The following is a 26,244-nucleotide window of genomic DNA, read 5'->3' as shown; positions in this document are numbered from 1 at the left end:
TGTCAAGGCTGGTTTGCGGCAGCGGTCGCCGGCGGCTCGAGATCGTCGGTTGCAACGTAGTTGCCAAGCAGCCATAGCGAAACTTCCGCCGCATCCATCGGCGTGGAAAACACAAATGTGCCGTTGTGATGCGGCGCGTCGAGGAAGTCGATGGTGATTGCCTTGGGATTGGCGGCATCCCTCACCCGCACTCGGCCGGGCTGTATCAGATGGCAGGCGAAGTGGTTGCGCAGGTTTTTCATGAAACCTGCCTTGTTATCGTGAAGGCGCACGAAGACGGCCTGTCCGTTCTCCGTTCTTTGAAGCTGCCGGATGGCCTCGGCCGGGAAAGCGCGGCCAAATTCCAGGATGGCGAGACCCGTATCCTGCAGTCCCTCCTCCTTGCTCTGCGATGCCAGGCGCGTGGCAATGAAGGCAAAGAAAATGACGATTGCGAAAATCACCAACCATATGAATATTGTCATGGCGACTCTCCTGTCTGGACAAGATTTATTCGGATCATAGCCTAACCGGCGAGCCTTGCGCGAATTTGACCAGTTTCAAAACCTTCCGCGCATCGAGGCCACGGCCATTTTGATCTGCCGCTGCCATTGCGGCCGCTGGATAGGCTTGTCGAGCAAACTGCTTCCCAGGCGCTGGGCCTCGTTCAAGACCGCCTCCGCCAACGCAACCGGCAGGTATGCAGCCATGACACGTTGTGATATCGGCCCGCCTACCCTCGCCTTGGCTAGGTGTTCCAGTCCCAACCCCGCAAAGGCGTCGATGGCCGCCGTGGACCGCTCCACATCCTTGCCGGAAAGGAAGCCGTCGCGATCAAGGCCGGTTGCCGACAGGATATCCAGCGGCAGATAGAGCTGCCCGCGACGGCGGTGCAACGGCATCAGCGCCAACATTCCCGAAATTGCCTGCGCGACGCCGGCATGGCCTGCCGCATCGGCCAAACGCGGCGCATCTTCAGGCGAAAGGATCAGGCTTGCCAGCTGGATAAGCGCCGAAGCTGTCTCGCCAGCATAGCCCTCGAGCGCGCCGCGCGTTTCCATCGGATCGTCGTAGAGGTCGAAAATGCGTGCCTCGATCATGTCGATCAGCGACTGGCGCGGCAGGCGGTGGACTTCAATGGCGGTCAGCAACTCAGCTGCCACGGGGTTGGCTTCGCTGGAGCCATGCGCGTTTCCTTCGAGCAGGTCGCGCCAGTATTGCATGCGGACTTCGCCGGGGAGCGGCTCATGGACGAGATCGCGAATGCGCGCCAGCTCGGCATGGAAAGCATAAAGTGCCGCCAGCGGCCGGCGCTTGTGCGCAGGCGACAGCAGGCAGGCCAGATAGCGGTCTCGGTCGGTCTCTCTGAGCGTTGCCAGGCAGATATCCTGGTTACTGCTTGCGGCGGCTGATGTCATCCCCTGCCCGGTTCCCTATCAGACGGCGATCAAAGCCGCAGCGACAGCGCGCGATTCGGCCAGCATGATGTTGAAGGTGCGCACGGCAGCCCCTGTGCTCATCGGATCCGACGAAATTTTCTTTGCGCGCAACGCAGCCTTCAGTTCGGCCGGAAGCGGACGCAGCTCCGTGCCGGTTCCGACCAGCAGGACCTCGATCTCGGCTGCCTCGTCCAGCACCCGTTGGAACTGTGCAATGGTCAGGGGATCGCCAAGCTCCATGTTCCAGCCGTAAATTCCCGAGGGAAGGCAGAGCAGCGAGCCGCGATGCGACATGTCGGCAAAGCGAAATCCGCCATTGCCGTAAGCATCGATCGGTGCGCGACCCGGAAAATGCGCCTGCCGGATTTCTATTCCTTTTGCCATCGCCTCACACCGCCGGTTTGCCGGATTGAACGTCTGCCTCGATCTTTTCTTCCTCTCCGTTCTTCGAGCTTCCCGGTCGGAGCTTGAAGACGATGAGAACCGGGGCGGCAATGTAGATCGACGAGAACGTGCCGACGGCGACGCCGAAAAGCATGGCTGCCGTAAAGGAGCGAATAACGTCGCCGCCGAACAGAAACAGCGCCACAAGCGCCAGCAACATGGTTGCCGAAGTCAGGATCGTACGCGACAGAGTTTGATTGATCGACGCGTCGATCAGGATCGGCAAAGGCATCTGCGGATACCGATCGAGGTTCTCGCGCATCCGGTCGTAGACCACAACGGTATCGTTCAGCGAATAACCGACGATCGTCAGCAGCGCAGCAACGCTGATGAGATTGAATTCCATGCCAGTCAACACAAACAGACCGAGCGTCAGAATGATGTCGTGCAGGATCGCGACAATTGCGCCCACGGCAAACTGCCATTCGAAACGGAACCAGATATAGACGAACACCGCAACAAGCGCCGCCAAAATTCCAAGCGTCGCGGTCCTGCCGATCTCGCCGGAGACGGCGGGACCGACAACCTCGACCCGCGAGAAATCATAATCCGCAGACAATTCATCGCGAACGAGGGTGACTGCCGATTGCTCGGCATTCTCGCCGCCGTTCTGGGCGTGAACGCGGATAAGGGCGCCGGAGTGCCCCTGCGTACCACCGACCTGCACCTCGCCCAAGTTCAGTTGGTCCAGTCGAGACTGTATGTCGGCCGGGTTGGCGTCAGCCTGCTTGGCGCGAACTTCGATGATCGAGCCGCCGGTGAAATCGATGCCGAGACGCATTCCGACGGTCGCGAGCGCCAACAGCGTTGCCAGCGAGAGGATCGCAGACAACGTGAAGGTATAGCGGCGGATGCCCATGAAACGGATACGAGAACCATCGAAGATACCGCTGCGGACGCCGACAAGCAAAATTCTCGGCCTTCGGTGCGAAATCCACAGATCGACGATCGACCGGGTGACGACGCAGGCGGTGAAAAAAGTCGTGAAGACGCCGATGATCAGCGTTGCGGCAAAGCCACGCACGGTGCCGCTGCTTACATAGAACAGAATGATTGCGACGATGAGGACGGTCAGATTGGCATCGACAACAGTTTTTGCCGCTCTTGCAAACCCGTGCTTCAGGGCATCGACGAGGAAATGCGTCTGCATTTCTTCTTCCCTGACACGCTCGTAGATCAGGACGTTGGCATCAAGCGCGATCCCGATGATAAGCACGATAGCGGCTAGGCCAGGCAATGTCAGCGCCATGCCGAAAATCCCCATGATTGCCAGAACCATGAACACATTGATGGCAAGCGCGAGGGTCGCGGCCACGCCAAGCAACCCGTAGAAAATCACCATCAGCGCCGCCACGAAAACACCAGCCGCGATGCAGGCGATGACGCCGGAACGCATCGTCTCGCTGCCGAAGCCCGGCCGGATCGTACGCTCCTCGACGGCTGTCAGCGTCGCCGGCAAGGGTCCTGCCCGCAACATGACGGCAAGATCTTCCGCGCCCTTGGCGGACAGGACGCCTGATATATCGACGCTGCCGTTCGGAATTGCCGTCGCCAGCACGACGGTTGCGATGACCTGGTCGTCAAGAACGATTGCGACAGGCTTGCCGATGTTGTTCTGCGTGGATTGGGCAAACCGCCCGGCTGCCTCGGGATTAAGCCTGATGGTAACTGTGCCGCTGTCATTTTGTGTGTCGACCTGGGCCAGAGCGTCGGCGATATCGACATTGGACACCATCGGCTGCCGTACCAAGAGGTAGCCGACTGGTGGATCGTCTTCGGAGTAGAGTACCTGCGAGGTCGGGGGCATTTGCCCGTCGATTGCCTGCTGCACCGGCATGCTCTGGTCGATCAACTGGAAGCTCAGGCTCGCTTTCTGGTTCAGCAGCGATTTCAGAAGCTGAGGATCGGCAAGACCAGGTTCCTGAACGACGATGCGGTCTGCCCCTTGCCGCCTGATCAACGGCGTCTCGTCGCTGATCTGGGTGACACGACGACGGATGGCCTCGATGGACCGCTTTTGCGCGAGGGACACACGCCGGGCTACGCCTTGATCGGTTAGCTTGATGGTGATCAAACCGTCGCTTAGCTGCGCCAAGGTAGCTTCCTGGATGGCTTTGCCCGTTGTCTCGTCGGTGACAGCCATGGCAAGCGGGGCCAGAGCCGCCATCGCGGCTTGGGCCTGGTTCGGCGCCGGAATGCGAACGGCAATCACCTGGCCGGTACCGCTGAGCCCCGTATATGGGATGTTGACAGTTCGAAGCCGTGTGCGGGCGTCGCCAACAGTGGCCTCGAGCCTATCCTTGACAACGTCGTCACGCTCGACCTTCAGCGTCAGCGCCGAGCCGCCTTGAAGATCGAGGCCGAGCATAACCTTGCTGCGCTGCGCCCAGCCGGGCAATGCGGACAGCTGAGCGCTGCTGAAAAGATTGGGCAAAGCAACGAGCATGCTCGCGGCGACGGCGCACCAGATCAGGATAGTTTTCCACCGTGAAAAGTGCAGCATACCGTCCCCGACCTTGAACAATCGTCGCGACGCGGCCGCTACGGCCCGCCGTTATCTCAAGATGCTACGCTGCGTCCGCCTTGACTGGCTCGCCCTTGACGCGAACTTCGGAGATTGCGCTACGAACGACGCGAACCTTGACGCCTTCAGCGATTTCTACTTCGAGTTCCTTGTCGTCGACGACTTTGGTCACCTTGCCGACGATGCCGCCGCCGGTGACGATCTGGTCGCCACGGCGGATGTTCTTCAGAACATCCTCACGCTTCTTCGCCTGCGCGCGCTGCGGGCGGATCAGGAGAAAATACCACACCACCATCAGCGGAACGAAGAGGAAAAGCATCTCCATGCCGGAGCCGCCGAAAGCGCCCAAACCAGAATCCGTCGCGCTCTGGGCGTATGCATTGGTGATAAACATCGAGAACTCCTCAAACTTCCAGCGGGAATGCCCCGTTTCAGATCGCCGGAATATCATTGCGAGCATGACGAATGCAACAGAAAGAGCCGCGTTCCGTACCGTTTTCCCTTGCTGTTAGCCTTTCGGCTGCGGAAACACCATGTTACCCGGCACAGTGTACAATATTTGACCATCGCTGGCGTCACATTGTCGGAGGAAAGCTGATGAGCGAAGACCAAAATTCTCTGATCCTGACCGAAATTCGCCGCCTGACCGCCGCGGTCGAACGGCTCGCGGGTCCACCACCTGCCATCAACGACTGGACGGCGGCCGACTGTTTCGTCTGGGCTCCAGCGCGCCTGCAGCTACAGCCCGTAGCAAGGCCGAACCGGGTAGCGTTGAGGCTTATTCGCGGTGTCGACCATGTCCGCGATATCCTCCACGAAAACACGCTGCGCTTTGCCGAAGGATTTGCCGCAAACAACGTGCTCCTCTGGGGCGCACGGGGCATGGGAAAATCATCGCTGGTCAAGGCCGTCCATGAGGATGTCCGCCGTGCGACCGGCATATCGCTGAAGCTGGTCGAGGTACATCGCGAGGATATCTCGACGCTGCCGGTGTTGCTCGATCTCATCAAGGGCGCCCCGGATCGGGTCATCGTCTTCTGCGACGACCTTTCTTTCGACCATGACGACACGGCCTATAAGTCATTGAAGGCAGCGCTGGACGGAGGCGTCGAGGGGCGACCGGACAATGTGCTTTTCTATGCGACGTCCAACCGCCGCCATCTCCTGCCGCGTAATATGATGGAGAACGAGCAATCGACTGCAATCAATCCGTCGGAGGCTGTCGAGGAAAAGGTGTCGCTGTCGGATCGCTTCGGGCTGTGGCTCGGCTTCCACAAGTGCAGCCAGGACGACTACCTCTTGATGATCGACGGCTATGCCGACTATTTCAAGCTTTCGATGGATCGCGGCCAGATGCACCACGAGGCACTGGAATGGGCGACCACTCGCGGCGCCCGCTCCGGGCGCGTCGCCTGGCAATATATCCAGGATCTTGCCGGCCGCCAACGCATCACGCTCGATCAGGCTTGATCGCCGACAAGGCAGAAAGACAAAAAGCCCGGTTTTGCCGGGCTTTTTGCAGACTCCTTGAGACGCAGTATCTATTCAAGGAATGTCATTGGGTTGACCGGCGAGGCATTCTTGCGCACTTCGAAGTGAAGCTGCGGCTGCTTGGCGTTGCCGCTCATGCCTGAGGTTGCGAGGGTCTGGCCGCGCTGGACCTTCTGGCCGCGGGCGACGCTCAGCGCGTCGGCATGGCCATAGACTGTGACCGTGCCGTCGTCATGGCGCAGCAGCACCGTGTTGCCGAGTTCCTTCAGGCCGTTGCCGGCATAGATGACGACGCCGTTTTCAGCCGCCTTGATGGGCGTGCCCTGCGGGACCGAGATATCGATGCCGTCGTTGCGGCTGCCTTCGACATTGGCACCGTAGGCAGCAATGACCGCTCCGCGGACCGGCCAGCGATACTTGCCGATGCCGGTCGCTTCCGGAGCAACTGACGCAACGTCGGATTTCTCCGCAGCATCGTCGACGGACTGGGTCGCCACGGGTGCCGCCTGCGCCTTGACCGGCGCGATCGCAGCCGTCTGGACCTTTGGCGAAGGGGCTGTGGCCGGTGTCTTCAGGTTTTGTTCGGCGGCGCCTTTTTCAGTGGCGATCGATGCAGTCTTGACCTGATCGACAGGCGCAGTTGCGCCATGCGGCAGCTTCAAGGTCTGACCGATGTGAATGCCGCCCTTGCCGATGTCGTTTGCCTGTTTCAGGTCGTCGATGTGGGCGCCTGTCGCCTTGGCGATCTTCGCGAGCGAATCTCCCTGCTTGACCACATAGGTGCCGCCCGTTGGCGTCGGGCCCTTGCCGGAGCCGGCTGCAAGCTTGCCGCCGGCGCCTTGGGCCGATAGCTGCGACTTATCTCGCAGGGCGCCGTTGCCCGGAAGGACGGCTGCATCCTGCACTGGAGCCTTGACGGGCGCAGGCACCTTGCCACCCTTGGACAGGTCAGCCGCCTCTGAGGCCGCCTTTGCCGAAGAGCTGCCACCATTGAAAGTAGGGATGATGATCGTCTGGCCAGGCATGGCGGCAGCGGAAGACTTGAGATTGTTCGCCTTCAGGATTTCCTTTTCCGGCACACCGAAGCGGCGCGAAAGTATTGCGGTTGTCTCACCAGGGTGCAGCGTCACGCTCGGGGCGTTCATTGCGGACCAGCCGGAAACCTTGTCCGGCGTCGTTCCGGTAGACATCGGATCCGGAGCGAGCCTCGGCGGCGCCAGGTCGTGGGCCGGAGCACCCCTGGTCGCCGGGAAAGGCTGAGCCATGGCGGCCTGCCGTTCGGCATTGCGCACGACCGGCGCCGGAGACGAGCCCATTGAGGGAGCTGCAAGTTCCGAGCGCTGGACTGCGACCGGCGCAGATGCGACCCGGGCGCTGGAATAGGACGGATTGTAGCGGGCCGGCGCACTTGGATAGGGCTGGTTGGAGGCCATGTTGCCGTTGCCCTGCTGATACTGAGCACCCGACGCCACATTTTCGCGCGGCACCGGATCGCCGTCCAGTCCGCTCATGTTGCGACGCGGTATCGAGCCGGTGGTCACCTGATCAGAACTCTGGAACAGCCCCGCAAAACGCTGCGAGTCAGAGCTGCAACCTGTCGCGGCGCTCGCCAGAAGAGCTGCCATGAGCACTTTACCGATGTTTGACGATAGATTGAAACGCATGACTCGACCCACTTTAGACGCAACCGTTTGTGAGTGAGATTAAAGCGCGTTAATCTTACCATGCCGTTAAAGCACTGGTCTGATGAGCATTTTTTTGAGGAATTGCTAACCATACACGCAAAAACGCCTAGGTTGCAGGGAACCCAGGCCAAAGAAGCAAGCCAGCGCTTACAAATAGGAGGCGAGAAGCGGAACGATCGGCAGGTACGGAACCTCGAAAAGCTCCTCTCGTTCGAAGCGGCTACCGGTCTTGGTCAGGCGCACCAGCCGGCAAACATCGTCCGAAATCATCAGCGGCGCGATCATTGATCCGCCCGATACCAATTGATCGGCATAAAAGCGCGGCATGGAACTGAACGCCGCCGTTACCAGGATGCGATCGAAGGTCCCCTCGCCCTGCATCCCGCCGCTGCCATCGGCGTGGCGGACAATGACTGTTCTGAGCGACAGCGCATCCATGCGGCGCTGGGCATTGGTCGTCAGTGTCTTATAGCGCTCGACAGTCAGCACCCGCTCCGCCATCCGGCCCATTACAGCCGCTGTAAAGCCGCTGCCCGTGCCGATTTCGAGCACTCGATGACCGGGCTTGACCTTGAGATGATGGAGAATCCTGATGACGAGATCAATGCCCTCGATGAAGGAACCGCAATCGATCGGAATGGTCCGGCTCGAATAGGCCTGATCGGCAAACTGCGGCGGGACGAAAAGCGAGCGCGGCGTCTGTTCGACCGCCGTCAGAAGATCGAGGTCGGAGATGCCTTCGGCGCGCAGCCGCAGCACCACCGCCGCAAAGCCTTCCTTCTCGACCAGTCGAGCTGTCAATCCGCTACTCCATACCCAAGCGCCCGCGCAACGCGGTCCTGGACGGAATAATCGGTCAGATCGAGTTTCAAAGGAGTTACCGAAATGCGTTTTTGTTTGAGGGCATGAATATCCGTCCCTTCGCGAAACTGGCCGCTCCTCTCTCCGAAACGCAACCAGTAATAGGGAAAGCCGCGGCCATCGGCCCGTTCGTCCACCTGAAGATTGAAGGCAAGGTTTCCTTGGGACGTAACTTCGGTTCCAGCAACTTCCTCCGGCCGGCAATTCGGAAAATTGAGGTTCAGGAAAGTGCCGACCGGCAGATCGAGGTTCAGGAGCTTGTCGAGCAAGGGGGGAGCATGGGTCTCGGCCACCTCCCAGGGGACGACACGTTCGCCGCTATCATAGGTATAGGCCTGGCTGAGGGCAAAGGATCGGACGCCTTGGAGCGTGCCCTCGATGGCACCGGCGATTGTGCCGGAATAGGTGACGTCGTCGGCGACATTCGAACCGGAATTGATGCCTGACAGCACGAGATCCGGCTTGATATCCATCACCTGGCGAATTCCCATGATGACACAGTCGGTCGGCGTTCCCCTGAGGGCGTAGTGCTTGTCGGCGACCTTGCGGAGCCTCAGAGGCTCCGACAGGCTCAACGAATGGGCAAGGCCGCTTTGGTCCGTCTCCGGCGCCACGATCCAGATATCGTCGGAGATGGTGCGCGCGATGCGCTCCAGCGCCGCGAGCCCTTCGGCGTGGATACCGTCGTCATTGGTCAGAAGAATTCGCATGCTACCCGCCCAATCACGCCGCCCGTTCGATCTTCTTCAATCCGCCCATATAGGGCAGCAGCGCATCAGGAATAGTCACCGAACCATCCTCGTTGAGATAGTTCTCCAGCACCGCGATGAGGCAGCGGCCGACGGCGGTCCCCGAGCCGTTCAGTGTGTGAACGAACCTCGTCGCCTTGTCTTCCTTGCCGCGATAGCGGGCGTTCATGCGCCGACCCTGAAAATCACCACAGACGGAGCAGGAGGAGATCTCACGAAATGCATCCTGTCCCGGCAGCCAGACCTCGATGTCGTAGGTCTTGCGCGAGGAAAAGCCCATGTCGCCGGTGCAAAGCGTCATGGTGCGGAAATGTAGTCCAAGGCGCTTGAGCACTTCCTCGGCGCAAGCCGTCATCCGTTCATGTTCGTCGAGCGCGCTTTCAGCGTCGGTGATCGACACTAGCTCGCACTTCCAGAACTGATGCTGGCGCAGCATCCCGCGCGTATCGCGGCCGGCCGAGCCCGCTTCCGAACGGAAGGACGGCGTCAGCGCGGTAAAGCGCAGCGGCAATTTCTCCTGTTCGAGGATATCGCCGGACACCAGATTGGTCAGCGTTACCTCGGCAGTCGGGATGAGCCAGCGTCCGTCGATGGTGCGAAACAGGTCTTCGGCGAATTTCGGCAGCTGCCCCGTACCGAACATCGCCTCATCGCGCACCATCAGCGGCGAACTCACCTCGGTATAGCCGTGCTCGCCCGTGTGCAGATCGACCATGAACTGGCCGAGTGCCCGCTCAAGCCGCGCCAGTGGGCCCGTCAGCACCGTGAAGCGCGATCCGGAAAGCTTGGCGGCGCGCTCGAAATCCATATAGCCGAGCGCTTCGCCGATTTCGAAATGTTCCTTGGCCGCATGGTTCCAACGCGGCTTCTCTCCAACGATGCGCGTGACGACGTTGTCGTGCTCGTCCTTGCCAACCGGCACGTCGTCCAGAGGCAAGTTCGGGATGCGCGACAGCGCGTCGTTGAGCGCCGCCGTCAGCTCGCGCTCTTCCTCTTCCGCCGCTGGAAGTGAAACCTTGATCTCGGCGACCTCAGCCTTGAGCTTGTCCGCAAGCTCTGCGTTCTTCTGCGTCAAGGCAGCGCCGATTTCTTTCGACGCCGTGTTACGGCGAGACTGCATATCCTGCAGCCGCTGGACGATGGAGCGGCGCCTCTCGTCAAGTTCTATGAGGCTTTGCGAAAGCGGCTCGGCGCCGCGCTTGGAAAGCGCTGTGTCAAGAGCCTGGGCATTCTCACGGATCCATCTGATATCGAGCATTGTTGTTCCAGGTCCTTCACATGAAAACAGCTCCGGCCGGGGCCTGATCAAGCCTCCAGCCGGAGATAGAGATCGGCAATCGCCGCTATGGAACCCGTTCAGCGCCTAATGTTCAGTCATCTTTTGAAACGATGTCTGAAGACGCGCTGCTTTCCTCGAGCGCCTGCCGGCTGCGCTGGCGTTCCACGAGTCGCGCCGCGTAGATGGAAATCTCGTAGAGAAGGATCGTCGGCAGCGCAAGACCGATCTGGGACATCGGATCCGGCGGTGTCAGCACTGCGGCAACGACGAATGCAAGCACGATCGCGAACTTGCGCTTCTGCGCCAGCCACGCGGACGTCAAAAGGCCGACGCGGGCCAGAAGCGTGGTTATAACCGGCAGCTGGAAGACGAGACCGAAGGAGAACACCAGCGTCATGATGAGGCTCAGATATTCCGAGACCTTCGGCATCAGCGAGATGGCAATTTCGCCGTCGGTCGGCGATTGCTGCATCTTCAGGAAGAACCACATCACCATGGGGCAGAAGAAGAAGTAAACGAGCGCGGCCCCCATCAGGAAGAGGAGCGGTGATGCGATCAGGAACGGCAGGAAGGCCGCACGCTCGTTCTTATAGAGACCGGGTGCCACGAACTTGTAAATCTGCGCGGCAATGATCGGGAAGGCGATGACCAGCGCTCCGAACATCGCCACCTTCACCTGCGTGAAGAAAAATTCCTGCGGCGCGGTGTAGATCAGCTGTGACTTGGCAACGTCAAGATGGGCCCAGATCACCGCCCATTTGTAGGGATAGACCAGGTAGTTGAAGAGGTGCTTGGCAACGGCGAAACAGCCAATGAAAGCAATGAAGAATGCCGCCAGAGACCAGATCAGCCGCGTGCGCAGCTCCATCAGATGTTCGATCAGCGGCTGCGGCTTGTCGCCGATATCACTGGTCATGCGTCGTCCTTCTTCTTGGCTGGGGCACGTCTCTTCGGCGTGGCCTTGAGCGTCTCGGCAACGACTGCTGGTGTTACAACCATAGGCTTGCCGTCAGCGATACGCTTAGGCTTTGCAGCAACAACCGCTGCCTCTGCCTTGGCAGGCACGACAACAACCGGGGCCGCAGCGACAGGTTTGCTGGCAGGCGACCGCTTTGCCTTTGAAGCACCGACCGGCGTCTCAACCTTCTCAGGCGCGACAATCGCGGGCTCCTCGACCTTGGAGGCAGCCTTGGCTCTGGGCTTGCGAACCGCTTTCGGCATTGCCGGCGCTTCTGCGACGACGGCGGGCGACGGCGTAATGACCGGCGCCCCCGGCAGGCTGACCGGTGGCTCCGATGTCATGACTGCCGGTGTTTCAGAAGGGCGATCCGCCGTCGTCACACGCTGCAGGTCCGACTTGATGTCGTCCCCCATCTGGCGGAGCGGCGTCATCGCTTCCCGAAGCGTATTGATCGGGTTCAGCTTCTGCGCGTCGGCGATCGTCTGCCGAACATCCTCGAGATCGGCCTCTTTCAAGGCTTCGTCGAACTGTGCCCGAAATTCGCCCGCCACCTTGCGGAAGCGGGTCATCATCTTGCCGAACGCCCGCAACATCGGGGGAAGATCCTTGGGACCGACGACCACGATCAATACAACCGCTATGACAAGCAGTTCGGTCCAGCCAATGTCGAACATGCGAAGGCTCCTGGGCAGGCACGGCACGTCAGGCCGTCATGCAACCAACGTGATTATTTCGTTTCGTCGGCCTTGTGATCGACGGTCCGGCCCATTTCGGGGCGTACACCATCCGGGCGAGCGGCGTCATGCGCTGCTTCGTCCTCGTCTGTCATGCCCTTCTTGAAGTTCTTGATGCCCTTGGCAACGTCGCCCATCAATTCCGGGATCTTTCCGCGACCGAACAACAGAAGGACAATGGCCAAGACGATCAGCCAGTGCCACATGCTAAAAGAACCCATTGCGATACTCCCTTTTTGTTATATTCCCGATGTAAGCCGTTTGGCTCTGTTTTTCAAACACCAATATCAACTGCCCCTCATCGTGTTCGCATCACGAGATGCACACCTTGGAACAGTCATTTTAGACCATCGGAGAATGGTTCGCCGATGATCTTCTTTGCTAATGGCAAAACCAAGACCTTGGCAAGTACCCGCGACGCTTCGTCCCAAACCTCGGCAACCCCTTAATTATCAGGGGCACCGCCGGGGGCCAGCAAGCCGAGCTCCTCGAGATCGAGCTGCGTGATCGGATCTTCGTCCTCGGTGAGTTCATCGCTCATCAGTGGCGAGGGGATATTGAAATTGGCGGGGATACGACCAGACAGAAGCCCTGCCCCCTTCAATTCTTCGAGACCGGGCAGGTCACGGAGTTCCTCAAGGCCGAAATGGTCGAGGAATTCCTTGGTCGTGCCGAGCGTGACGGGGCGACCTGGCGTGCGCCGCCGACCACGGAAGCGCACCCAGCCGGCCTCCATCAGGACGTCGAGCGTGCCCTTCGATGTCTGCACGCCACGGATATCCTCGATTTCCGCGCGGGTTACCGGCTGATGGTAACCGATGATCGCCAGCACCTCGAGCGCTGCCCGCGACAGCTTCTTGACCTCATCCTCATCGCGGCGGATGACGAAAGAAAGATCGGCTGCAGTCCGGAAGGCCCAGGAATCGTCGACCTGGACGAGATTGACGCCGCGCATGGCATAGTCGGCTTTAAGCCGCAGCATGATCGCCCTTATGTCAGAGCCGATTGGCAGGCGATCCCTGATAAAGGCTTCGGAGACAGGCATGGCGGAGGCAAACACCAGTGCTTCGGCAATGCGTTCCGCCTCGAGAGCCGTTCGCATGTCAGGCATTTCGGTATTCAGCTCTGCCTCGATCTTGTCCTCAGGGCTTTGCATCGCCCTCTCCTATTCTGCAGCCGCGAGCGTGCCGTGCTTCGGGCCGCGACGCATATAGAGCGGCTGGAACGCACCATCCTGCCTGATTTCCATCTGGCCTTCACGCACCATTTCGAGCGAGGCCGCAAAGGCACTGGCAATCGCGGTCGCCCGTTCGCTGGGGCTTGTCATATAGCGCAGCAGATAATGTTCCAGGGCCGTCCAATCCGCGATATCGCCGATCATCCGCGTCAGGATCATGCGGGCATCGACCAACGACCACACACGACGACGCTCGATCGTTACCTGCGTGACTGCCTGACGCTGTCTCAGGCCGGCATAGGCGCTGAGCAGATCGTAGAGATTTGCGTCATAGGCAGAAGCCCGGCGGTCCGGAATATGCTCCGGTGCTCCACGGGCAAAGACGTCACGGCCGAGACGGTTGCGGCCGGTAAGCTGAGCTGCCGCCTGGCGCATCGCCTCCAGCCGTTTCAGGCGAAAGGCCAGCGCGTCGGCCATTTCCTCGCCGCTTGGACCATCGTCCTTGCTTTGCTGGGGAATAAGCAGCTTTGATTTCAGGAAGGCGAGCCAGGCGGCCATGACGAGATAATCGGCGGCAAGTTCTATACGAACGCGGCGCGCGGTCTCGACAAAGATCAGATATTGCTCGGCCAAAGCCAGAACCGAGATGCGCGACAAATCGACCTTCTGGTTGCGGGCAAGATGCAGCAGCAGATCGAGCGGTCCTTCAAAACCAGCGATGTCTATGACGAGCGCAGGCTCGTGCAGACCGCGGTCGACGGCGTTTTCCTGCCATAGCCTGTCCATGGGTGCCGTCATTGCAGGTTCCGTGATGCTGACCTTATTCACCCTTCGGCTCCCAGGAAATCCGTCATCTTCATCAAGCGACCGCGAACATGGCATCGAATTCCGCGCGAATAGCATCCTCGTTCGCGCCGTCATTGTGGCCGAACGCCGCTTCGACCGCCTGTGCCCGCGCCAGCGACTGGCCGACAAGAGTGGGCACGTTGCTTACGACCTGTTTCATCTCATCCATCACACCATTGCAATGCAGCACGATATCGCAGCCGCCTGCAATAATATTCGCCGCCCTCTCGCCGATTGTGCCGGCGAGCGCGTTCATCGAGGTGTCGTCCGAAAGCAGCAGGCCCTTGAAGCCAATGAAAATCCGGATGATCTCGTCGATGACCTTCCTCGACGTCGTCGCCGGATTGTTCGGGTCGATATTGGCGAAAACGACGTGGCATGTCATCGCCATCAACTCGTCCTTCAACGCGATGAAAGGCGGGAAATCATGTGCCTCGAGTTCCGCGCGCGAAACAGTCACGACAGGGAGCTCATGGTGACTGTCGGCAAAACCGCGGCCGTGACCCGGTATGTGCTTCATCACCGGCAAGACGCCGCCCGCCTTCAGGCCTTCGGCCGCCGCGCGACCCATCGCAGTCACCGTGACCGGATCGCCGCCATAGGCACGGTTACCGATGACATTGCTGCTTCCCTCAACCGGCACATCGAGCACTGGCAGGCAATCGATATTGATGCCGAACTTCAGAAGGTCGAATGCATGGAGCCGGGACATCAGCCAGGCTGCGCGCAATCCGGCCTCACGATCGCGGCGATAGACTTCGCCCAACGCCTGGCCAGAGGGATAATGCTGCAGGAGCGGCGGCCGAATACGCTGAACCCTGCCCCCTTCCTGATCGATTAGAACCGGAACGTTTCGGCCAACGCTCTCTCGCAGCGAGGCGACGAGATCGGAAATCTGCGCTGCCTCGGAGATGTTCCGTCCGAAGAGGATGAAACCCCAGGGCTGCTCGGCGCGATAGAAGGCGCGTTCCTCCGGGGTGATGGTCAGGCCGCTGCAGCCCAGGATCATTGCTTTCGATTCGCTCATGTCCGAATCATAGACACCGCGTCGGGAAATGCGAGAGCCTGCTGGATCATTCACAAGAAAGAACGGGGCACAAAAAAGAACGGCGGACTCTTGCCCGCCGTTTCAGGTCGATATTGCCGGGCACAGCCCGCTTATGGTGCTATTTCGAAATCAGGCAGGTACCGCCGGCGGCACGGAAGCGAACGCACAGGGCCGCCGCGTCGTCCTTTGAGCCCGCAGCGACGCGAACCCGGTAGTAGGTGCCCTTGCCGGAAATCTCGGCCTTGCGGACCTCGATGGCATGGCCGCCGATGATGCTGCCGAACTTGGCCATCAAGTTGGCCTGGGAGCGCTTGGCTTCCTCTTCAGACGGCAGCGAGGCGATCTGCATGACGTAGCCACCTGCGCTTGCGGCTGCCGTTGAGGCAGTTGCTGTTGCCGGCGTGGCTGAGGCAACCTGCTTCTGCACTGGAGCCGCAGCCGGAGCCTGCTTTGCAGCAGGCGCTGCGGTAGCAACCTCCGTCTGTTTCGGCGGAACAGCAGCCTTCGCAGCGGCGGCAGGCTGCGCGGGGCGGGCGGACGGGACCGGAGCCGTATCGGAAGCCTGTGCCGTGGCTGCGGCCGTATCGCCGATCTTCGTGGTTTTAACGACGCGGATCGGCGTGCTTTCGGCGCTGGCGGCATCGCTTTCGGGAGCGTCGGAATGCGTGGACGAAGCCGCGTTGCCAGATTCTGTTGCGCGCAAACTGGTGGATGCGACCTGGCTTGCAGCCGGGGCGGCGTTTGCCGTGGGGGTTACGGGCCGAGCGGGAGCCGCAGAAGCCTGCTGCTTGGCTGCGGTCGGCGCCGGTGTCTTGGCGCTATTGTCCGCGGTCGGGGCCGGCTCGTCGCGGGCGACAAGCGTGCCATCCGGCTTGACGATCATCGTGCGCACCTTGCGCGGCGACACCGATGGCGCATTTTCCTGATCGCCGGCTGCGGCCGCGTTGTCGGTCGAATTGCCTTGCCCAGGCAACAGGCGCGGATCCTGGGTCTCACCGACCGGCGTTGCCGTCACCGGGCCATTGGTGTCGGCCACTGCGCCGTCGTTGTCGTCGGGCGACATTGCTTCGGGAATGAGCGTCTTCTGGACGACGTCGACCGGCTGCTCATTCGACGAAACAAGCTGCTTCTGCTTCGGGGGCTGCGTTGCGTCGCCAGCTACGCGGTCGTAGACGGCCTTGTCCTGGTTTGGAACCACTTTGCCGCCGGGATTTTCCGGAGCGACCTTAACAGGCTCCTTGTCAGCCGTGATCACGCGCGGATCGCCGGAAGACAGGCCAAGCGACGAACCGTGAAAGAGAAATCCACGAACGCCATAGGCGCCGGCACCGAGAACGAGCACGGCAGCGGCGGCAACTGCGAAGCCACGCATGGAACGGGCACGGCGGCGATCGGTGGTGACACTCGAGGACTCCAGCGTCATGCGAGCGACGTTATCGGCCGGCTGCTCCTGCGGTTCGGTGAAGCTGCGACGGAAGTCTTCCTCCAGCGCCTTCTCGAACTCATCGAGTTCTCCGCCTGGCTTGCCGGTCGGGTTCGTCATCGCGGCATCGGCCGCGCGCGGTGCGGCAGCTGGCGCTGCCTTTAGCGCTTGAGGGGCTGCCTCCTTCGCAGGCTGACTGAAGAGGTTTGCCAGTTCGGCATCGATGTCGAAGTCGTATTCATGTGGAACGACGACTGGCTCTTCCTTTTCGACATGCGGCAGAGAAGGGACGGACGTGCCGTCGAATGTTTCCAGCCGGTCCTCCGTGTCAGTGATTTCCGTCGGATCGAACGGCAAGGGCTGTTCGGAATCAAATACCGGAAGCGTCGCTGGCGGCGGTGGAGCAGGCGCTGCGGACGGCGGCAGCGTCAAGATCGGCGCAGATGCAGGACGCGCAGCCAATTCGGGGCGCACGGCTTGGACGATCCGAGGGGTAGCCAGCGGCGTTGCCAGCGACCTTTGCGGCGCCGGCTCGGCGGCAACGAGGCGAGCCTGACTATCAGCAATGATGGACTGTGCGGGAGCGTTCTTCTGCTCGCTGAAATCCAGCTCCGCCAGTTCCATTTCGATGCCTTCAAAGTCGAAATCGAAATCTGCGAAGGGATCGTCGGACGTCGCGGCGGCCAGTCCTTCGTCTACACTCGGCGGCTCCGGAACAATTGCGGCAGACTGGGCCGCTGGCTGTGCGGAAACGGCACTGAACTGCGGCTCTTCCCTCGGCGCGGATTCGCCACGCGACGGCACCGGATAGCGCGAAACGTCAGCTAAGAGATCGTCAAAATCATCGACACCGGTAGCGGATGGGACTTCGTAAGCCGGCTGGGTCAAGGCCGCATCCGCCTGCACGTCGCCGTGCTCGGCCGCGGCGGCAAGATCGAAGATCGGCACTTCGACAACCGGCGACGGAATGGCAGCAGGCTGCTCCGGCACAGGACCTTCATGACGGTCCTGCTCGGCCGGGAAGCCGAGCGTGGATGCCTGCCCGAAGTCATGATCCATAGCGGATTCGTGATTATCAAGCGCCGCGGCAATCTCAGCCTGAGGTTCGGGCTGAGGCTCGGCCGGGATTGCCACGCGAACTTCCTCGGCTGGTGCGATCGGCTCGACGGGTGGTGGTTCCTGCTTGCGCGGGGCATTGAAATTGGCGAGCGGCAGTCGAATGCTCGCCGCGGCCCATTGCGGCGTGCGCGTTACCGGGCGGGCGACCGGCGCATTGCCGATCGACAGCTCCAATTCATCCGCAAGGTCGCGAGCAACCGGCTCAACAGCAGGCTCGGGCTCAGCAGGCTCGGAAATGGCGGAATATGTGTCGGCAGCAGGGTCCAAAGCGGCTTCCGCTGCCGGCGCCTCTTCTACCTGTTCGCCTGGATACGCATCTTCGTGGGTTTCGACCAGGACCTCAGGTTCGAAATAAGGACCGTCAGTCTCGGGTGACAGTTCGGCGAATTCTGGCTCGACGTGGTGATGAGGTTCGGCGGGCGGAACGTTCTCGTTGCCCGGCTGAGAATAAGCCGCCTCGCCGTAGATCGTCTCATCTTCGGGCACAATCGAGATTTCGTCGACCGAGCTTTTACGCGGGACGTCGTATCGTTCGAATTCGCGAAGAAGTTCATCCTCGAGATCAAAAGCCGGCTCATGTCGCTGATTGGCGGGCGTAGGCGGCGCTGACGGGCGAGGCTCGAAGCCGACGATACGAGCAAGCTCCGCAAGCGGATCATCTTCCGCAAAGATCTCGTCCTTACCGTCTGTACGATACGCCAACTGTTTTTCAGCCATTACTTATCCACCCACAACTGCACACACTAATGCCAGCTCAATGTGGGTAAATGTTGACGTTTATCGCATTTCATCCGGCGCAGCGGTCCCGGTTATACCGAGCCCTGACTTCAAAACCGACGCGACTGCGTGCACCAACCCAAGTCTGGCAATGGTCAATTCTCGGTTTTTATCGTTAACAAACCGTAATTCCGGAAAATCTTTACCTTTGTTCCAATGTCCGTGCAGCGAACTTGCCAGGTCGAAGAGGTAAAAAGCTATGCGGTGCGGCTCCTGAGCCTGAGCCGCAGCCTCTACGACTCGCGGGAATTCTGCAAGCTTTGCGATGAGTTGCAGCTCGGTTGGGTCGACGATCCTGCCATCAACCGCCTTGGCCAAGTCAAGCGAGGCGATATCAAGGTCTAGGAAGGCTTCCTTGGCTTGCCTAAAGATCGACATGCAGCGCGCATGTGCATATTGGACGTAGAATACGGGATTGTCCTTGGACTGCTCGGTCACCTTCGCAAAGTCGAAATCCAGCGGCTCGGAACTCTTTCTGTAAAGCATCATGAAGCGGACGGAGTCGCGGCCGACTTCCTCGACCACGTCGCGCAGCGTTACAAAGTCGCCTGACCGTTTCGACATCTTCACCGGCTCGCCGTTGCGGAAGAGCTTGACCAACTGGCACAGCAGGACCGTCAGTTTCGCCTGACCATCGGACACGCCGCGCGCAACCGCTTCGAGCCGTTTGACATAACCGCCATGATCGGCGCCCAGCACATAGACCATCTCGCTGAAGCCGCGATCGAACTTGTTCTTGAAATAGGCGACGTCGGCGGCAAAATAGGTATAGGAGCCGTCCGACTTGATCAGAGGGCGGTCGATGTCGTCGCCGACCTCCGTGGAGCGGAACAGCGTCTGTTCGCGGTCTTCCCAGTCCTCCGGCAATTGTCCTTTCGGCGGCGGCAAGGTGCCCTTGTAGACGTAGCCCTTGAAGGTCAAGTCGTTGATCGCCGTGCGGATAGGAGCCGCGCCGTTGTCATGCAGCGTGCGTTCGGAGAAAAATACGTCGTGCTTGACATTGAGCGCCGCCAGATCCTCGCGGATCATCACCATCATCGCGTCGATCGCCTTGTCCTTGACGATCGGCAGCCATTGGCTTTCCGGCATTCCCCTGAGCTTGGTGCCGAACTCGGCAGCCAGCGTCTTGCCCAGCGGCACGAGATAATCGCCAGGATAAAGGCCGGCCGGAATCTCGCCGATCTGCTCGCCAAGCGCCTCACGGTAGCGCAGGAAGACCGAGCGCGCCAAGACGTCGATCTGTGAGCCGGCGTCATTGACATAGTATTCCTTGGTCACCGCATAGCCGGCGAATTCCAAAAGGTTGGCCAACGTGTCGCCGATGACGGCGCCGCGGCAATGGCCGACATGCATGGGCCCTGTCGGATTGGCGGAGACGTATTCGACATTGACCTTGTGACCGGCGCCGACCTGCGAGCGGCCGAATGCCTCGCCGTCCGCGATCATCGCGGCGAGCAACTTCTGCCAGTAGCCGACGGAGAGACGAATATTGATGAAACCCGGTCCGGCGACGGAGATCGCGTCAATATCGGGATCTTCCTTCAGCTTGACACTGATAATGTCGGCGAGCGCGCGCGGATTGGTGCCGACGGCCTTGGCGAGCACCATTGCCGCGTTGGTGGCGATATCGCCGTGGCTGGCGTCGCGCGGCGGCTCTACACCGACACGGCCGAAGTCGAGTTCCGATCGCTTTTCCTTGATGATATCAATCTGTTCAAGAGCGTTCTTAATTCTGTCTTCGAAGTCTGTGAAAAGGTTCATCGTATCTTCCACGCATAGGCATTCGCCGTCGGACGTCCTTGGGCGCCCGCTGCCTATCGCAAATCAGGAGTCTGGTCAAACAGCCGCTTGTGGGCGCTGATCGCATATGTATCCGTCATTCCGGCAAGATAATCCCCGACATGGCGCGCCTTCGCGGCATCGGCCAGACCGGCAATATGGTCGACCCAGTAGTGGCTCTGCATTTGGCGCGGATCGTTCATGTAGGCCTGAAACAGGTCGGCCACGATCTTCGCCGCACCGGCGCGGATACGCATGATATCCGGGTGGCGGTAGATGCGCGTAAAGAGCATCTTCTTGATCTGCCTGTCGGTTTCGGCCATCTCCTTCGAGAAGCCGGCGATGACGCGGCCCGCGTTGCGAACATCCTGCGCACTTTCGGGCCCGACCTCCGCAAGTGCCGCCTGACAGACCGAAATCACGTCCTCCACCATGCGCGTGATCTGACGCCGCATAATTTCATGGGTGAAACGACTGGCCTCCAGGCCTGGATAACGGTCCCTTACCTCGGCCATCAACCCGGCCAGAAAAGGAATATCCTCCAACATCTCGAATTTCAGATAACCCGAGCGAAGGCCGTCGTCGATGTCGTGGGTGTTATAGGCGATATCGTCGGCGATGGCAGCAACCTGCGCTTCAAGGCTGGCATAACTTGCGATCTCAAGGTCGTGGATCTCGCAATAATCGAGGATGGGCTGCGCCACCGGGCCGTGGGTGCCCTTGCCATCAACAGTCAGCAAGGGACCGTTGTGCTTGACGAGCCCCTCCAGCGTCTCCCATGTCAGGTTCAGGCCATCGAACTCGGCATAGCGACGCTCGAGCTTGGTGACGATGCGTAGCGACTGGGCATTGTGGTCGAAGCCGCCATAGGGCTGCAGCGCCTCGTGCAGCGCGTCCTCGCCGGTATGGCCGAAGGGCGTGTGGCCAAAGTCGTGGACCAAAGCAACGCCTTCGGCGAGGTCCTCGTCTAGCCTCATGGCGCGCGCCAGTGCCCGGGCGACCTGCGCCACCTCGATCGTGTGCGTCAGCCTAGTGCGATAGTGATCGCCATCCTGAGCGATGAAGACTTGGGTCTTGTGCTTCAGCCTGCGAAAGGCCGTCGTATGCACGATGCGGTCGCGGTCGCGCTGGAAATCGGAGCGCGTCGGGCTCGATGCCTCCTGGTAAAGCCGTCCGCGCGAGGTCCATGGGTCTGCCGCATAGACCGCTCTTTCACCATAACCGAAACCGAGTGCATGCCTGTCGATCGTCATTATCCATCCATTCAGCGTCTGCCCATTGACGCCGCTTCTCTGCATTCATACCTATATCGACAACAAACGGCAAAGACAGGGCCCCGCAGCATTTGGAAACAGTTTGCTGTCGCGGGTCGCGCTTTTATGATAAACCCTATTCTTATCAGCCGTTTGAAAGCGGATCACATTTGGTTCTCTCCGGATTTTGACCCCGGCAGGAGGAATGCATGACTGAAGTAAACGTAACCCTTTCGGATTCCGCCGCCAAGCGAATCGCAGCGATCGTCGGTGCCGAAGCCGGCAAGAGCGCTTTGCGCGTCGCGGTCGAAGGCGGCGGCTGCTCGGGTTTCTCCTACAAGTTCGATCTGGCGGAAGGCCCCGCGGAAGACGACATCATTGTCGCCAAGGGCAACGCCACAGTCGTGATCGACAAATTGTCGTTGATCTACATGGCAGGCTCCGAGATCGACTTCATCGACAATCTGCTCGGCCAGTCATTTCAGATAAAGAATCCGAATGCGGTCGCAAGCTGCGGATGCGGCACGAGTTTCTCGGTCTAGCGTTCAGTTTTTCTGATCCATCCAAACCGGTCCTGCGCCTTCACGCTGGGCCGGTTTTCTTTTGACACGTTGCGGGTGGCCAAGGTCGCCGGCTGCGGCTAAAAGAGTTGGAAGCAGAGGAACGACCCGTCCATGAAGATCGCCACCTGGAACATCAACGGCATCAAAGCCCGCATCGACAACCTCTGCCAATGGCTGAAAGATTCCGATCCGGATGTGGTCTGCCTCCAGGAAATCAAGACGGTCGACGAAGGGTTTCCCCGGCTTGAGATCGAGGCGCTTGGCTATCACGTGGAAACGCACGGCCAGAAAGGTTTCAACGGCGTCGCTATCCTGTCGAAGGTCCGGCCTGACGAGGTCAATCGCGGTTTGCCCGGCGACGAGGCGGATGAGCAATCGCGCTTCATCGAAGCGGTGTTCTCAGTGCCCGGCAATCGCGCCCTGCGCGTCTGCTGCCTGTATCTGCCGAACGGCAATCCGATCGATACGGAGAAATACACTTACAAGCTTGCATGGATGGAACGGCTTTCGACCTTTGCGGCGGAGAGGTTGGCATTGGAGGAGCCGCTGATCCTTGCGGGCGACTACAACGTCATCCCCGAACCCCATGACTGCTTTGATCCGAAAGTCTGGGAAAATGACGCGTTGTTCTTGCCGCAGACGCGTCAGGCGTTTCGCCGCCTTGAAAATCTCGGCTTCACCGACGCGATCCGCGCGACGTCGGACGCCGTCAAGCTCTATACGTTCTGGGATTACCAGGCCGGTGCATGGCCGAAGAACAACGGCATCCGCATCGATCATCTCATGCTATCGCCTGAGGCCGCCGACTGCATGACGGCAGCAGCGGTAGAAAAGCATGTTCGCGCCTGGGAAAAACCCTCAGATCACGTGCCGGTCGTCGCGCATTTCGATTTCGCAGCATGAGCGGCTAGAAAGCCGACCTTATTCCGCGCCGGCAACATCGAGTTGGTGGGCCATGGAGACCGCTACCCGTCGATCGTTCTCGTTTGCGATTGAGAACGCCTGCTCCTGCAAATCCTGCATCCACGAACAATCCTTCGGCTTGCACTTGTCAAGCGCTGCCGTCATAAAGGCAAGCCCGCGTACTGACTGCCCTTCCTGGAAGAGAATATTGCCGAAGATGGACATGGCGCCGGGATGGCCGCTCTTGCGCGCCTGGTTCAGCCACTTCTTAGCCTGCTGCACGTTTGGTGTCCCGCCCTCCCCATCGAGCATCATCCGCGCAAGCTGGAATTGCGCCTCTGGAATGCCGAAAGTCGATGCAACCTGGAAATAGAGCTGGCGCGCCTGGCTGAGGTCGGTTTTGACAGGCGTGTTGGGAATGCCGCTCTTGTAATAGCTTGCCAGCGCCAGCAATGCATTGATGAAGAAACCGGTGTCTTCGGAACCGGGCTCGACACCCTGCTGGGCGATCTCGCTATAGATCTTGAAAGCCTCGAAATCATTCTGAGCAACGCCGTCTCCGTCGGCATACATGTTGGCAAGCGCCCAGCGCGAGCCCGTGTGGCCCTTTTCCGCGGCGTATTTGTAGGCCTCGATGGCCTCTTCCTTCTGGCCGTTCTTATAGGCCTTGAAGCCGAACTTGAAGAGGTCGAAGGGCCCCGATTCCTTGGTAACGCCAGCGTTGATGTCGAACGCAGCGGCGGGCGACGCAAGCGCTGCAGAAACGGCAAGCGACATGCCCAGAAGCATAATTCTCACTGATATGAACTCGGACTTAAGCATAGCAGCCAATTTCTTTCGCTTCATCCGGATTTGCGACGATGCCCCCTGCACCGCCCCGCTTCCCGACGTATTCCCCCCAGCCCGGCAAACCACCATGGGTTCCATTAAAGGAAACCCGTACCTTGCCCCCGGCCCATGCCTCTCCAAGGAGAGGTTCGTATTGTCTTTCGCCACCAATCGCCACGGGTAGATCGGCGATCGATTGCACACGTCTCGTCCATCGCATCGCGCCGAAAAAATGCCAGGCGCCACATTTCCGAGCGTAGCTGGAAATTGTGTCCAAACCAGCAATCACGTCATGACGCATCGGCCCAAAAGCGCCGCTTGCGTCCATTCGGATTGTCGGAAGAAGCGATGATGCAGCCTGCCGGTCGCCGGGTTTTCCTTGCCAACAGCCATTTTTCGGCGCCAAGGGAGCAATGTTTGCCCCGACACCGGAATGCTCGTTCTGCACAAGTGAAAACTGAACCATTTACGTTTTAAGCACTTTCTTCTGTGGCTCACCCCAAGCCCGGATGTATCGCTGCGCTCTCTTTGTGGCGGGAAATGGACAAATTGGGACCGCCGCAATGAGGCGCAAACAGTTGCAAAAGAGTGTTGCTGATTCAGCACAAAGAAAGCATGCGATATGGGCAAGCTTGCACGAGCAACCGAGTATATTCGGCGGCCTGCGACGAGCATTACTGGGGAGAATCTGGCGTCAAGACGGGCGAATACCGGACAAGCCGCGAAGCGGGCTCCGGCAAATGCGCTCGCACAAGCTTTCGCCGCCCGGACACGGTCGTGCAGGCGGCGTTTGCTTAGAACTTCACCTTCATCGAGGTGGAGAGCGCTGCGACGACGTCGTTGCCGAAGCTGTAGGTCGCATCGTTGCCATAGGTGACGCCGTTCGACACGACGGTACCGGAGTGACCGCTGGTCATGAGCCCCAGCGCGCCGGCCAGCGTAAACTCGACATGCTGCGTCGGGGCGTAAGAGACGCCGGCGCCAAGCGTCCAGACATCCGTCTGCGTGCCGTAGCCCTGGCTTGTCCCTTCGTCCCAGGTCAAGCTGATAGCGCCGCTCCATTGGTCATTGAACTTATGGCCAATGCCGCCATTGATGGTCCAGCCGTCGCGATAGAGGAGATCAAGAGAGGTCAGTTCAACAGAACTTCCAGGGCTGCACGAAACTTTGCCGCGGGTCGATTTCGGGCAGAAGGCGACGCTCTGCAGGACGCTCCAATTGGTCCACTTGACCGAGCCGAATGCGAGCCAGTCGGGCGCGATGCCGGTCTGCAACTTCAATTCGATCGAATCGGGCGCCGTAGCCGAGCCGTAAACCGGCGTCACCACGCCGAGCGCCGGGTTTGACAAGGCAGGAATGCCGGCGATATGCGGCACCTGGGTCAAATCCACCGTTCCGGAGAGATTGTCGTATTTCACCTGGCTATTGTAGAGGAGGCTGGCGCGGAAAGCATATTCCGGAATTTCGTAAGCGGCACCGGCGCGCCAACCCCAGCCATGATCGCTCACGTTGAGCTTGCCCGTTCCATCGTAAAGACTAGACAGCGACGCCGGAAGCACCGTTACGAGCTGCTCCTTGTAGCCCGTCACATCCTGATAGAAGCCGCCGCCGATCAGGCGTAACTGGCCTGGACCCGCATCAAATTTGTAAGAGCATGTTGCGCCGTAATTGTGGGTTCTGATCTTCTGTTCGACGTCGTAGTTGGCGCCTGCCCAGTTCAGGCCGGGATCGGTATGGGCGCCGAACGGCTCCGAGTAGTCGAACATGCAGTCAACGTCGTCGGTGATGCCAATCTTGGCACTGAAATATGGGACCGCATAGTTCGTCGTGTCATCGGCGCTGTCTGGACGAGTGAGGTTGAGATTGCCGTTTTTCGGATTGACGTCCTTCACATTCTTCAGTTTGCGGTCCGGCATGACATAGGTGACGCCGCCATCGATGACATAACGTGATGTGTCGAACAGCCGATCGATGTTATAGCCGTTGCGTTCGATCCCGCCTGCGAAGGCGACGTTTGTGATCGCCGAATAGGCGGCAAGCGCCAAGGCGCCTCTCCAAACGATACGATTTCCCATGCCACTTCCCCCGTTTTTGTATTCTTTGGAGCCCGTCTTAAGGCGCTCACTCAGTTTGGCAATCTGCTGCCTACCCCCTGCTGCTCTGCGACATAATGACCGACTTACGTAAAAAAATGATTTGCAGGCAAAATGAGAGCAATATTTAAACATTTTTACCTTTTTATTCGCAAATATAAGTAAATTATAGAAGTCTATTCTACCATCTTGGCCAATTGTTACAAACTGACAACAGTTTGGATTTACAAAACCCCTAGCCATTTAGGGGTAATATACGGGCCATGGCGAAACTGGAGAGGCGTCAGTC

The 26,244-nt window shown here is 59.8% G+C and carries 24 protein-coding genes; 3 read left to right on the top strand and 21 right to left on the bottom strand.

From position 1 onward, the window contains the following. Nucleotides 1-2: 2 nt before the first annotated feature. The 5 genes from AB4Z52_RS10895 to yajC all read right to left on the bottom strand — a co-directional run bounded on the left by AB4Z52_RS10895 (nt 3) and on the right by yajC (nt 4,780). The gene (locus tag AB4Z52_RS10895; protein ID WP_442217931.1) at nt 3-464 is read right to left on the bottom strand and encodes a hypothetical protein; all 462 of its coding nucleotides are present in this window, start codon (nt 462-464) and stop codon (nt 3-5) included. A 75-nt stretch (nt 465-539) separates the two neighbouring features. Continuing rightward, a complete protein-coding gene (locus AB4Z52_RS10890) occupies nt 540-1,397 on the bottom strand; it encodes a phytoene/squalene synthase family protein (protein ID WP_442217930.1) in 858 nt (285 codons plus the stop codon). Nucleotides 1,398-1,415: 18 nt separating this feature from the next. Beyond that, nucleotides 1,416-1,802, bottom strand: a complete 387-nt coding sequence (locus AB4Z52_RS10885; RefSeq protein WP_442217929.1) for an Mth938-like domain-containing protein — start codon at nt 1,800-1,802, stop codon at nt 1,416-1,418. A 4-nt stretch (nt 1,803-1,806) separates the two neighbouring features. Then, nucleotides 1,807-4,365 (bottom strand): protein translocase subunit SecDF, encoded by a 2,559-nt coding sequence (gene secDF, locus AB4Z52_RS10880; protein ID WP_442217928.1) that lies wholly within the window; start codon nt 4,363-4,365, stop codon nt 1,807-1,809. 64 nt (nt 4,366-4,429) lie between these two features. Next, the gene (gene yajC, locus AB4Z52_RS10875; RefSeq protein ID WP_442217927.1) at nt 4,430-4,780 is read right to left on the bottom strand and encodes a preprotein translocase subunit YajC; all 351 of its coding nucleotides are present in this window, start codon (nt 4,778-4,780) and stop codon (nt 4,430-4,432) included. 203 nt (nt 4,781-4,983) lie between these two features. Here yajC and AB4Z52_RS10870 point away from each other — a divergent pair, with 203 nt between their 5' ends. After that, nucleotides 4,984-5,856 carry an ATP-binding protein gene (locus AB4Z52_RS10870; RefSeq protein ID WP_442217926.1) on the top strand — a complete coding sequence of 291 codons (873 nt, stop codon included), beginning with the start codon at nt 4,984-4,986 and terminating at the stop codon, nt 5,854-5,856. 71 nt (nt 5,857-5,927) lie between these two features. On the opposite strand, the gene AB4Z52_RS10865 is transcribed toward AB4Z52_RS10870, so the two are convergent. The 13 genes from AB4Z52_RS10865 to AB4Z52_RS10805 all read right to left on the bottom strand — a co-directional run bounded on the left by AB4Z52_RS10865 (nt 5,928) and on the right by AB4Z52_RS10805 (nt 21,568). Beyond that, nucleotides 5,928-7,541, bottom strand: coding sequence for a peptidoglycan DD-metalloendopeptidase family protein (locus tag AB4Z52_RS10865; protein ID WP_442217925.1), 1,614 nt, complete (start codon nt 7,539-7,541; stop codon nt 5,928-5,930). Nucleotides 7,542-7,709: 168 nt separating this feature from the next. Further along, entirely contained in the window at nt 7,710-8,363 is a 654-nt protein-coding gene (locus AB4Z52_RS10860; RefSeq protein ID WP_442217924.1) for a protein-L-isoaspartate(D-aspartate) O-methyltransferase, read from the bottom strand. Then, nucleotides 8,360-9,133 (bottom strand): 5'/3'-nucleotidase SurE, encoded by a 774-nt coding sequence (surE, locus tag AB4Z52_RS10855; RefSeq protein WP_442217923.1) that lies wholly within the window; start codon nt 9,131-9,133, stop codon nt 8,360-8,362. Before surE ends, AB4Z52_RS10860 begins: the two co-directional genes overlap by 4 nt. 13 nt (nt 9,134-9,146) lie before the next feature. Then, complete coding sequence (serS, locus tag AB4Z52_RS10850) at nt 9,147-10,430, bottom strand: serine--tRNA ligase (RefSeq protein ID WP_442217922.1); 1,284 nt, start codon at nt 10,428-10,430, stop codon at nt 9,147-9,149. 112 nt (nt 10,431-10,542) lie between these two features. Then, a complete protein-coding gene (tatC, locus tag AB4Z52_RS10845; protein WP_442217921.1) occupies nt 10,543-11,367 on the bottom strand; it encodes a twin-arginine translocase subunit TatC in 825 nt (274 codons plus the stop codon). Then, nucleotides 11,364-12,086 carry a Sec-independent protein translocase protein TatB gene (tatB, locus tag AB4Z52_RS10840; RefSeq protein WP_442217920.1) on the bottom strand — a complete coding sequence of 241 codons (723 nt, stop codon included), beginning with the start codon at nt 12,084-12,086 and terminating at the stop codon, nt 11,364-11,366. Before tatB ends, tatC begins: the two co-directional genes overlap by 4 nt. A 53-nt stretch (nt 12,087-12,139) precedes the next feature. Next, nucleotides 12,140-12,367: a twin-arginine translocase TatA/TatE family subunit gene (locus tag AB4Z52_RS10835; RefSeq protein WP_442217919.1), complete on the bottom strand. Its 228-nt coding sequence runs from the start codon at nt 12,365-12,367 to the stop codon at nt 12,140-12,142. Nucleotides 12,368-12,591: 224 nt separating this feature from the next. After that, the gene (gene scpB, locus AB4Z52_RS10830; RefSeq protein ID WP_442218086.1) at nt 12,592-13,257 is read right to left on the bottom strand and encodes an SMC-Scp complex subunit ScpB; all 666 of its coding nucleotides are present in this window, start codon (nt 13,255-13,257) and stop codon (nt 12,592-12,594) included. Between the two features lie 54 nt (nt 13,258-13,311). Next, nucleotides 13,312-14,121 carry a segregation and condensation protein A gene (locus AB4Z52_RS10825; RefSeq protein WP_442217918.1) on the bottom strand — a complete coding sequence of 270 codons (810 nt, stop codon included), beginning with the start codon at nt 14,119-14,121 and terminating at the stop codon, nt 13,312-13,314. Nucleotides 14,122-14,182: 61 nt separating this feature from the next. Beyond that, the gene (nagZ, locus tag AB4Z52_RS10820) at nt 14,183-15,196 is read right to left on the bottom strand and encodes a beta-N-acetylhexosaminidase (protein WP_442217917.1); all 1,014 of its coding nucleotides are present in this window, start codon (nt 15,194-15,196) and stop codon (nt 14,183-14,185) included. Nucleotides 15,197-15,335: 139 nt separating this feature from the next. Further along, nucleotides 15,336-18,476, bottom strand: coding sequence for an SPOR domain-containing protein (locus AB4Z52_RS10815; RefSeq protein WP_442217916.1), 3,141 nt, complete (start codon nt 18,474-18,476; stop codon nt 15,336-15,338). Between the two features lie 60 nt (nt 18,477-18,536). Continuing rightward, complete coding sequence (argS, locus tag AB4Z52_RS10810; protein WP_442217915.1) at nt 18,537-20,297, bottom strand: arginine--tRNA ligase; 1,761 nt, start codon at nt 20,295-20,297, stop codon at nt 18,537-18,539. Nucleotides 20,298-20,350: 53 nt separating this feature from the next. Beyond that, nucleotides 20,351-21,568, bottom strand: a complete 1,218-nt coding sequence (locus AB4Z52_RS10805; protein WP_442217914.1) for a deoxyguanosinetriphosphate triphosphohydrolase — start codon at nt 21,566-21,568, stop codon at nt 20,351-20,353. Between the two features lie 209 nt (nt 21,569-21,777). Between AB4Z52_RS10805 and erpA the strand changes: the two genes are divergently transcribed. Both erpA and xth read left to right on the top strand, forming a co-directional pair. Next, nucleotides 21,778-22,110, top strand: a complete 333-nt coding sequence (erpA, locus tag AB4Z52_RS10800; protein ID WP_442217913.1) for an iron-sulfur cluster insertion protein ErpA — start codon at nt 21,778-21,780, stop codon at nt 22,108-22,110. Between the two features lie 132 nt (nt 22,111-22,242). Continuing rightward, a complete protein-coding gene (xth, locus tag AB4Z52_RS10795) occupies nt 22,243-23,034 on the top strand; it encodes an exodeoxyribonuclease III (protein WP_442217912.1) in 792 nt (263 codons plus the stop codon). 18 nt (nt 23,035-23,052) lie between these two features. On the opposite strand, the gene exoR is transcribed toward xth, so the two are convergent. The 3 genes from exoR to AB4Z52_RS10780 all read right to left on the bottom strand — a co-directional run bounded on the left by exoR (nt 23,053) and on the right by AB4Z52_RS10780 (nt 25,937). Beyond that, nucleotides 23,053-23,856, bottom strand: a complete 804-nt coding sequence (gene exoR / locus AB4Z52_RS10790; protein WP_442217911.1) for an exopolysaccharide production regulator ExoR — start codon at nt 23,854-23,856, stop codon at nt 23,053-23,055. After that, nucleotides 23,849-24,328 carry a hypothetical protein gene (locus tag AB4Z52_RS10785; RefSeq protein WP_442217910.1) on the bottom strand — a complete coding sequence of 160 codons (480 nt, stop codon included), beginning with the start codon at nt 24,326-24,328 and terminating at the stop codon, nt 23,849-23,851. The genes exoR and AB4Z52_RS10785 overlap by 8 nt, the downstream gene beginning before the upstream one ends. A gap of 328 nt (nt 24,329-24,656) precedes the next feature. After that, nucleotides 24,657-25,937 (bottom strand): OmpP1/FadL family transporter, encoded by a 1,281-nt coding sequence (locus AB4Z52_RS10780; RefSeq protein ID WP_442217909.1) that lies wholly within the window; start codon nt 25,935-25,937, stop codon nt 24,657-24,659. Nucleotides 25,938-26,244 lie beyond the last annotated feature (307 nt).

The organism is Rhizobium sp. 2YAF20, assembly GCF_052114685.1.
Lineage (GTDB): Bacteria > Pseudomonadota > Alphaproteobacteria > Rhizobiales > Rhizobiaceae > Rhizobium.
Note: the sequence above shows the minus strand (reverse complement) of the source record. Positions and strands in the feature narration are given on the sequence as shown.

Coding starts and splice junctions, on each gene's coding strand:
- AB4Z52_RS10895 (WP_442217931.1), bottom strand. CDS start 464: ATGACAATATTCATATGGTTGGTGATTTTCGCAATCGTCATTTTCTTT.
- AB4Z52_RS10890 (WP_442217930.1), bottom strand. CDS start 1,397: ATGACATCAGCCGCCGCAAGCAGTAACCAGGATATCTGCCTGGCAACG.
- AB4Z52_RS10885 (WP_442217929.1), bottom strand. CDS start 1,802: ATGGCAAAAGGAATAGAAATCCGGCAGGCGCATTTTCCGGGTCGCGCA.
- secDF (WP_442217928.1), bottom strand. CDS start 4,365: ATGCTGCACTTTTCACGGTGGAAAACTATCCTGATCTGGTGCGCCGTC.
- yajC (WP_442217927.1), bottom strand. CDS start 4,780: ATGTTTATCACCAATGCATACGCCCAGAGCGCGACGGATTCTGGTTTG.
- AB4Z52_RS10870 (WP_442217926.1), top strand. CDS start 4,984: ATGAGCGAAGACCAAAATTCTCTGATCCTGACCGAAATTCGCCGCCTG.
- AB4Z52_RS10865 (WP_442217925.1), bottom strand. CDS start 7,541: ATGCGTTTCAATCTATCGTCAAACATCGGTAAAGTGCTCATGGCAGCT.
- surE (WP_442217923.1), bottom strand. CDS start 9,133: ATGCGAATTCTTCTGACCAATGACGACGGTATCCACGCCGAAGGGCTC.
- serS (WP_442217922.1), bottom strand. CDS start 10,430: ATGCTCGATATCAGATGGATCCGTGAGAATGCCCAGGCTCTTGACACA.
- tatC (WP_442217921.1), bottom strand. CDS start 11,367: ATGACCAGTGATATCGGCGACAAGCCGCAGCCGCTGATCGAACATCTG.
- tatB (WP_442217920.1), bottom strand. CDS start 12,086: ATGTTCGACATTGGCTGGACCGAACTGCTTGTCATAGCGGTTGTATTG.
- AB4Z52_RS10835 (WP_442217919.1), bottom strand. CDS start 12,367: ATGGGTTCTTTTAGCATGTGGCACTGGCTGATCGTCTTGGCCATTGTC.
- scpB (WP_442218086.1), bottom strand. CDS start 13,257: ATGCCTGACATGCGAACGGCTCTCGAGGCGGAACGCATTGCCGAAGCA.
- AB4Z52_RS10825 (WP_442217918.1), bottom strand. CDS start 14,121: ATGACGGCACCCATGGACAGGCTATGGCAGGAAAACGCCGTCGACCGC.
- nagZ (WP_442217917.1), bottom strand. CDS start 15,196: ATGAGCGAATCGAAAGCAATGATCCTGGGCTGCAGCGGCCTGACCATC.
- AB4Z52_RS10815 (WP_442217916.1), bottom strand. CDS start 18,476: ATGGCTGAAAAACAGTTGGCGTATCGTACAGACGGTAAGGACGAGATC.
- argS (WP_442217915.1), bottom strand. CDS start 20,297: ATGAACCTTTTCACAGACTTCGAAGACAGAATTAAGAACGCTCTTGAA.
- AB4Z52_RS10805 (WP_442217914.1), bottom strand. CDS start 21,568: ATGACGATCGACAGGCATGCACTCGGTTTCGGTTATGGTGAAAGAGCG.
- erpA (WP_442217913.1), top strand. CDS start 21,778: ATGACTGAAGTAAACGTAACCCTTTCGGATTCCGCCGCCAAGCGAATC.
- xth (WP_442217912.1), top strand. CDS start 22,243: ATGAAGATCGCCACCTGGAACATCAACGGCATCAAAGCCCGCATCGAC.
- exoR (WP_442217911.1), bottom strand. CDS start 23,856: ATGCTTAAGTCCGAGTTCATATCAGTGAGAATTATGCTTCTGGGCATG.
- AB4Z52_RS10785 (WP_442217910.1), bottom strand. CDS start 24,328: ATGGTTCAGTTTTCACTTGTGCAGAACGAGCATTCCGGTGTCGGGGCA.
- AB4Z52_RS10780 (WP_442217909.1), bottom strand. CDS start 25,937: ATGGGAAATCGTATCGTTTGGAGAGGCGCCTTGGCGCTTGCCGCCTAT.